The organism is Chamaesiphon sp. OTE_20_metabat_361, assembly GCF_031364565.1.
The window spans coordinates 1-5,455 of the sequence record NZ_JANLWO010000237.1 but is presented as its reverse complement, the minus strand read 5'-3'; the positions used below and the strand labels follow the sequence as shown (position 1 = coordinate 5,455).

The following is a 5,455-nucleotide window of genomic DNA, read 5'->3' as shown; positions in this document are numbered from 1 at the left end:
CCAGAGTCGCTTTAATGTCTTTTTATAATTCGGGGCAAACCCCCCAATAAAAACGCCGCTAAACCGTCGGGAAACCCGACGAGCGCGAAACGCTAACCCCTCATTTGCTCGTGCGTTTACCCAAGCAGTTAAGATTATTTCTAGTTCGATCGATTCAAGTCCTCCTTATGGGCTGTGTGCTGATATTTTCGACTAGTGTTTACGCTCACAAAATCGAGCCAAATTGGTTGGATGTTACTAATAATACCGTCGAGCTAGCGAAACTCGATCGCGCCTTTGATGGTTATCGGATCGTCCAGATTACCGATCTACACTCAGGAGATGGGATCGATCGTACTCAACTAGAAAAAGTTGTCGAAACCGTCAATGCTCAGAAACCAGATCTGGTAGTCATTACTGGGGATCATATCAGTCGATTGCCGAGGCAACATCTCGAATTATTAGATACGCTCGCCAAATTGCAGCCTCGCGATCTGACGATTTCGATCCTCGGCAATCACGATGTCCACAACGATCCGACGCCAGTTCGCGCCGCCATCAAGCAAGCCGGAATTACCTTACTCGAAAATGAGATCTACACCATCAAACGCGGTGACGCGACATTGCATATTGCTGGCGTAGGCGATGTCTTTTTCGGGCAAGCTAAACTCGATCGAGTTTTAGCGCAATTACCAGCTACTGGAGCCGCCATCATGCTCGCCCACGAGCCAGATTTTGCCGATGAAACCGCTGCCACTGGCAGGTTTGGACTTCAACTATCGGGGCACTCCCACGGCGGACAAATTCGGGTTCCTTTTTATGACGGATATCTACCAGAATTGGCGCGTAACTATCCCATCGGACGCTATCAAGTCAAGGATATGGTGCAGTACACCAGTCGCGGCATCGGCACGATCAAACTCTACGCCCGGTTTAACTGTCGTCCAGAAATTTCGGTGTTTAATTTAGTTTCTAGTAGCTAGCGGCTGGTAAGGTAGGGGATAGTGAATAGTGGATAGTGAATAGTGGATAGGTAGCAAGGTAATTGTTAGAGATCGAGGCTAAACTGCCAATATTGCACAGACAACACGAAAGTTGAGGAACTATGGGGTTCGATCTAGTTCAATTGCTCCGCAGGAGAACTTACACTCACAATTGACAACGCTCAACACACAAGTATCGACGCTCTAATCCCTCCACTATCCACTATCCACTATCCACTATCCACTATCCCCTCCTATGGCATCTATTCGTGAATTGCATCATCAGCTTGTCACCAAACAACGATCGGCAGTAGAAATCGCTACAGAAGCGATCGATCGCGTGGAGAAACTCGAACCTAAATTGCGAAGTTTCTTGCGGACAACACCTACCCAAGCGTTAGAGCAGGCACGACTAGTAGATGCCAAAATCGCTGCTGGCGAAGATATTCCCCTACTGGCGGGGATTCCGATCGCGCTCAAAGATAACATGTGTACCCAGGGGATTGAGACTACCTGCGGCTCCAAGATTTTAGCGGGATTCGTGCCGCCTTACGAATCCACCGTTACTCAGAAGCTCAAAGATCTCGGCGCGGTATCGCTGGGTAAAACCAACCTCGATGAATTTGCGATGGGGAGTTCTACCGAAAATTCTGCCTATCAAGTCACTGCTAATCCTTGGGATCTAGAACGCGTACCGGGTGGATCTTCAGGTGGTTCGGCGGCGGCTGTAGCTGGGTCAGAATGCGTTGTATCGCTCGGTTCCGATACGGGTGGATCGATTCGTCAACCTGCGGCTTTTTGTGGCGTGGTGGGGCTAAAACCGACCTATGGATTGGTATCGAGATTTGGCTTGGTGGCTTATGCCTCTTCGTTGGATCAAATCGGGCCATTTGCGCGGACGGTTGAAGATGCGGCGATTTTGCTCGAAGCGATCGCGGGTTATGACTCCAAAGACTCTACCAGTCTCAAAATTGAGATTCCAAAATATTCCCAATTACTCACCCCAGATTTACCCAAAGGTTTAAAAATCGGCGTGATTACCGAAACTTTTGGTGAAGGTTTAGATCCGCAAGTTGCTGAATCCGTCCGCTGCGCGATCGAGCATTTCCGTTCTTTGGGTGCCGAAGTCCAAGAAATTTCTTGTCCCCGCTTCCGCTATGGCTTGCCCACTTATTACGTGATTGCCCCCTCCGAAGCATCGGCAAATTTAGCCCGCTATGATGGCGTCAAATACGGATTTAGAGCCGATGCCGACAATCTGATGTCCATGTATACCCAGACGAGAGCTGCTGGATTTGGAGCCGAAGTCAAACGCCGAATCATGCTCGGTACCTATGCGCTCTCAGCGGGTTATTACGACGCCTACTACCTCAAAGCTCAAAAGGTGCGGACGCTGATTAAAGAAGACTTTGAAGCAGCATTTAGTCAAGTAGATATCCTGATTACCCCAACGGCACCCACGACGGCTTTTAAAGCTGGCGAAAAAACAGCCGATCCATTGAGTATGTATCTCTCCGACTTGATGACAATTCCCGTCAATCTGGCTGGCTTACCTGGTATTAGTATCCCTTGTGGTTTTGATGATAAAGGAATGCCGATCGGACTACAACTACTGAGTAATGTCCTGCGTGAGGATCTGTTGCTCCAAGTTGCCCACGTCTACGAACAGTCTACCGAATGGCACAAGAAGTCGCCACAACTGATTTAGAAACAAATATACAAATCTATCGCGCCAACAGGAGGTAGGGGTAATTCATGAATTACCCCTACCTCCTGCTGGAATACAAACGCGGTAACTCCTAGCCTAACTAATATAAAGATTTAGCCCGCTGGCACCTGCTCAACCCAGTACCTTTCGTAAAAAAGCTAACTGTTCTGGAACGATCCGATAGTAGATCCACGTTCCTCTGCGCTCCTTCGTCAGCAAACCCGCCTCATACATCACCTTGAGGTGGTGGCTCACAGTGGGCTGCGATAGTCCCAACGACTCCACTAACTCGCAAGCGCAGACTTCTCCACCGGGCTGCGCCGCGATCGAACTCAATAACAATAGTCGCGCTGGCTCGCCCAATACTCGAAATAAAACCGCGACTCCCGCAGCTTCGGCGGCGGTTAGATTACCCGCTAGTAATGGCGGACAGCAGGAAGTAGAAAGCTGTAAAGGTGTCATAAATTCTATATTGACACAAATCGATGTATGTTGATAAGATATCGATATTCATCAATATCGATGCAAGTCGATATTGATGAAACATTCCCGCGAATTGTTAGCAAAATTTGTCTGTACCTTTGTGCTGATTTTTGCTGGTACAGGTGAGGTGATGGTCGATCGATTCAGCATCGTCTGTGGCGCAGTAGTAACGACATTAATTTACAGCCTCGGTCACATTAGTGGCGATTTAAAACTTCAAAAACAAGAGGAAAACAGATGACAGTTCGGGTGGGCATCAATGGATTTGGACGGATTGGACGGCTAGATTTGCGGGCGGCGTGGGGGTGGCCGGAACTAGAATTCGTGCATATCAATGAGGTGAAAGGTGGGGCTGAGGCTGCCGCTCACCTGCTGAAGTTCGATTCTGTCCACGGACGTTGGGCACCAGAAGTAACAGCGGAGAACGGGAAAGTCACGATCGATGGTAAACCCCTGACTTTTAGCGAACATGCGAAACCTGGAGATGTACCTTGGCAAGATTTGGGTGTCGATTTGGTACTGGAATGCTCTGGTAAGTTTAGAACTCCCGAAACCCTCGATCCTTATTTCAAGAGGGGTGTGCGAAAGGTAATTGTAGCGGCTCCAGTGAAGCAATCAGCCCTAAATATCGTAATGGGAGTCAATGATGGGCTGTATGAGCCGGATAAACATCATCTGCTCACGGCTGCCTCCTGCACTACTAATTGTCTAGCTCCAGTAGTGAAGGTAATTAATGAAGGCTTGGGGATTAAGCATGGCATGATTACCACCATCCATGACAATACCAACACGCAAACGATCGTCGATGCACCGCACAAAGATTTGCGTCGGGCTAGAGCTACCAGTTTATCGCTGATTCCGACATCTACTGGATCGGCAACCGCGATCGGGTTAATTTATCCCGAACTCAATGGCAAACTCAATGGTTTGGCGGTACGGGTACCATTACTCAATGCTTCCCTGACAGATTGTGTATTTGAAGTAATGCGATCGACCACCGTCGCCGAAGTCAATCAACTACTCAAGACAGCTTCCGAGCAAGAGCCGCTCAAGGGTATTTTAGGCTATGAGGAGCGTCCGCTAGTCTCGATCGACTACAAAGACGACCCCCGCTCTGGGATTATCGACGCGCTCTCGACGATGGTAGTGAATGAGACTCAAGTAAAAATCTTGGCTTGGTACGACAACGAATGGGGCTACGCCAATCGGATGGTCGAACTCGCTCGGAAGGTGGCTCTAAGTATGGATTAGTTTCGTTCGATTACCGCACTCGATTGAAATCGGCGCTAATGATACGAAGTCCGCCTACGCGGACTAGGTAATCAGTCCGCGTAGAATTTTGTAGGGTGGGTACTGCCCACCGCCATAGATTATGGCTGAAACCTAGCTGGTGGGCACTGCCCACCCTACTGGGACGACTAGCAATATGTTTGACGATCGCTTTACCCACATTTTTAGTCGTGTCGAGCCACTACTGAGACGACACGACTAAAACTGTGGGCATTCATAACTCTGGAAAATACAATTAGTAATATTTTGAACGATCGCTTTACCCACATTTTTAGACGTGTCGAGCCACTACTACCTCTAATATTTCAGTCCGCGAAGGCGGACTTTGCATCATGAGCGGAGACTTCAGTCTCCAGGCTTTTCTTAATCCCGAACTCACATTCAGTATTAAATCGTCCACTTATTCTTTACCTTGTGCAGTCATGGATTCTACTACAGCTTCCAGTGCCAATTTCAAGAACTATGTACTCGTAACATTAGCCTACTGGGGCTTCACCATCACCGATGGTGCCCTGCGAATGCTGGTGCTGCTCTACTTTTACAACATTGGCTACACCCCCATCCAAATCGCTTCCCTGTTCCTGTTCTACGAAGTCTTCGGTGTAGTCACCAACTTTTTTGGCGGTTGGATCGGCTCCCAGTTTGGACTGAAAGTGACACTGTATACGGGGATTGGATTACAGGTGATTTCGCTGGTGATTTTGTCCTTCCTCGATCCGGCTTGGACACAGTGGATTGCCGTCCCGTATGTGATGGTTGCTCAAGCATTTTCGGGGGTTGCTAAAGACTTGACCAAAATGAGTTCCAAGAGTGCGATCCGGCTGGTGGTGCCTCAAGATGCTCAGTCATCGCTATTCAAATGGGTGGCAGTGCTGACAGGTTCCAAGAACGCGCTCAAGGGGGCGGGTTTCTTTATTGGTGGTGCCTTACTGACTTCGGTGGGTTTTGTTCATTCCTTATGGATTATGGCAGGTGGACTAGCTTTAATCATGTTCTCTGGGCTATTGCTGCC

The 5,455-nt window shown here is 48.7% G+C and carries 5 protein-coding genes and 1 pseudogene; 5 read left to right on the top strand and 1 reads right to left on the bottom strand.

All coding sequences use genetic code 11. From position 1 onward, the window contains the following. Positions 1-110: 110 nt before the first annotated feature. Complete coding sequence (locus RMO35_RS07040) at positions 111-962, top strand: metallophosphoesterase (protein WP_309739625.1); 852 nt, start codon at positions 111-113, stop codon at positions 960-962. A gap of 256 nt (positions 963-1,218) precedes the next feature. Then, positions 1,219-2,670 (top strand): Asp-tRNA(Asn)/Glu-tRNA(Gln) amidotransferase subunit GatA, encoded by a 1,452-nt coding sequence (gatA, locus tag RMO35_RS07035; protein ID WP_309739622.1) that lies wholly within the window; start codon positions 1,219-1,221, stop codon positions 2,668-2,670. Positions 2,671-2,802: 132 nt separating this feature from the next. Here gatA and RMO35_RS07030 read toward each other — a convergent pair whose 3' ends face one another. Next, positions 2,803-3,132 carry a metalloregulator ArsR/SmtB family transcription factor gene (locus tag RMO35_RS07030; protein WP_309739619.1) on the bottom strand — a complete coding sequence of 110 codons (330 nt, stop codon included), beginning with the start codon at positions 3,130-3,132 and terminating at the stop codon, positions 2,803-2,805. A 76-nt stretch (positions 3,133-3,208) separates the two neighbouring features. On the opposite strand from RMO35_RS07030, the gene RMO35_RS07025 reads away from it, so the two are divergent. The 3 genes and pseudogenes from RMO35_RS07025 to RMO35_RS07015 form a co-directional block, all read left to right on the top strand. Further along, positions 3,209-3,394, top strand: coding sequence for a hypothetical protein (locus tag RMO35_RS07025; RefSeq protein ID WP_309739617.1), 186 nt, complete (start codon positions 3,209-3,211; stop codon positions 3,392-3,394). Next, positions 3,391-4,404: an ArsJ-associated glyceraldehyde-3-phosphate dehydrogenase gene (locus RMO35_RS07020; protein WP_309739615.1), complete on the top strand. Its 1,014-nt coding sequence runs from the start codon at positions 3,391-3,393 to the stop codon at positions 4,402-4,404. The genes RMO35_RS07025 and RMO35_RS07020 overlap by 4 nt, the downstream gene beginning before the upstream one ends. 461 nt (positions 4,405-4,865) lie before the next feature. Next, positions 4,866-5,455, top strand: a pseudogene (locus RMO35_RS07015) (MFS transporter); the annotation flags it as partial.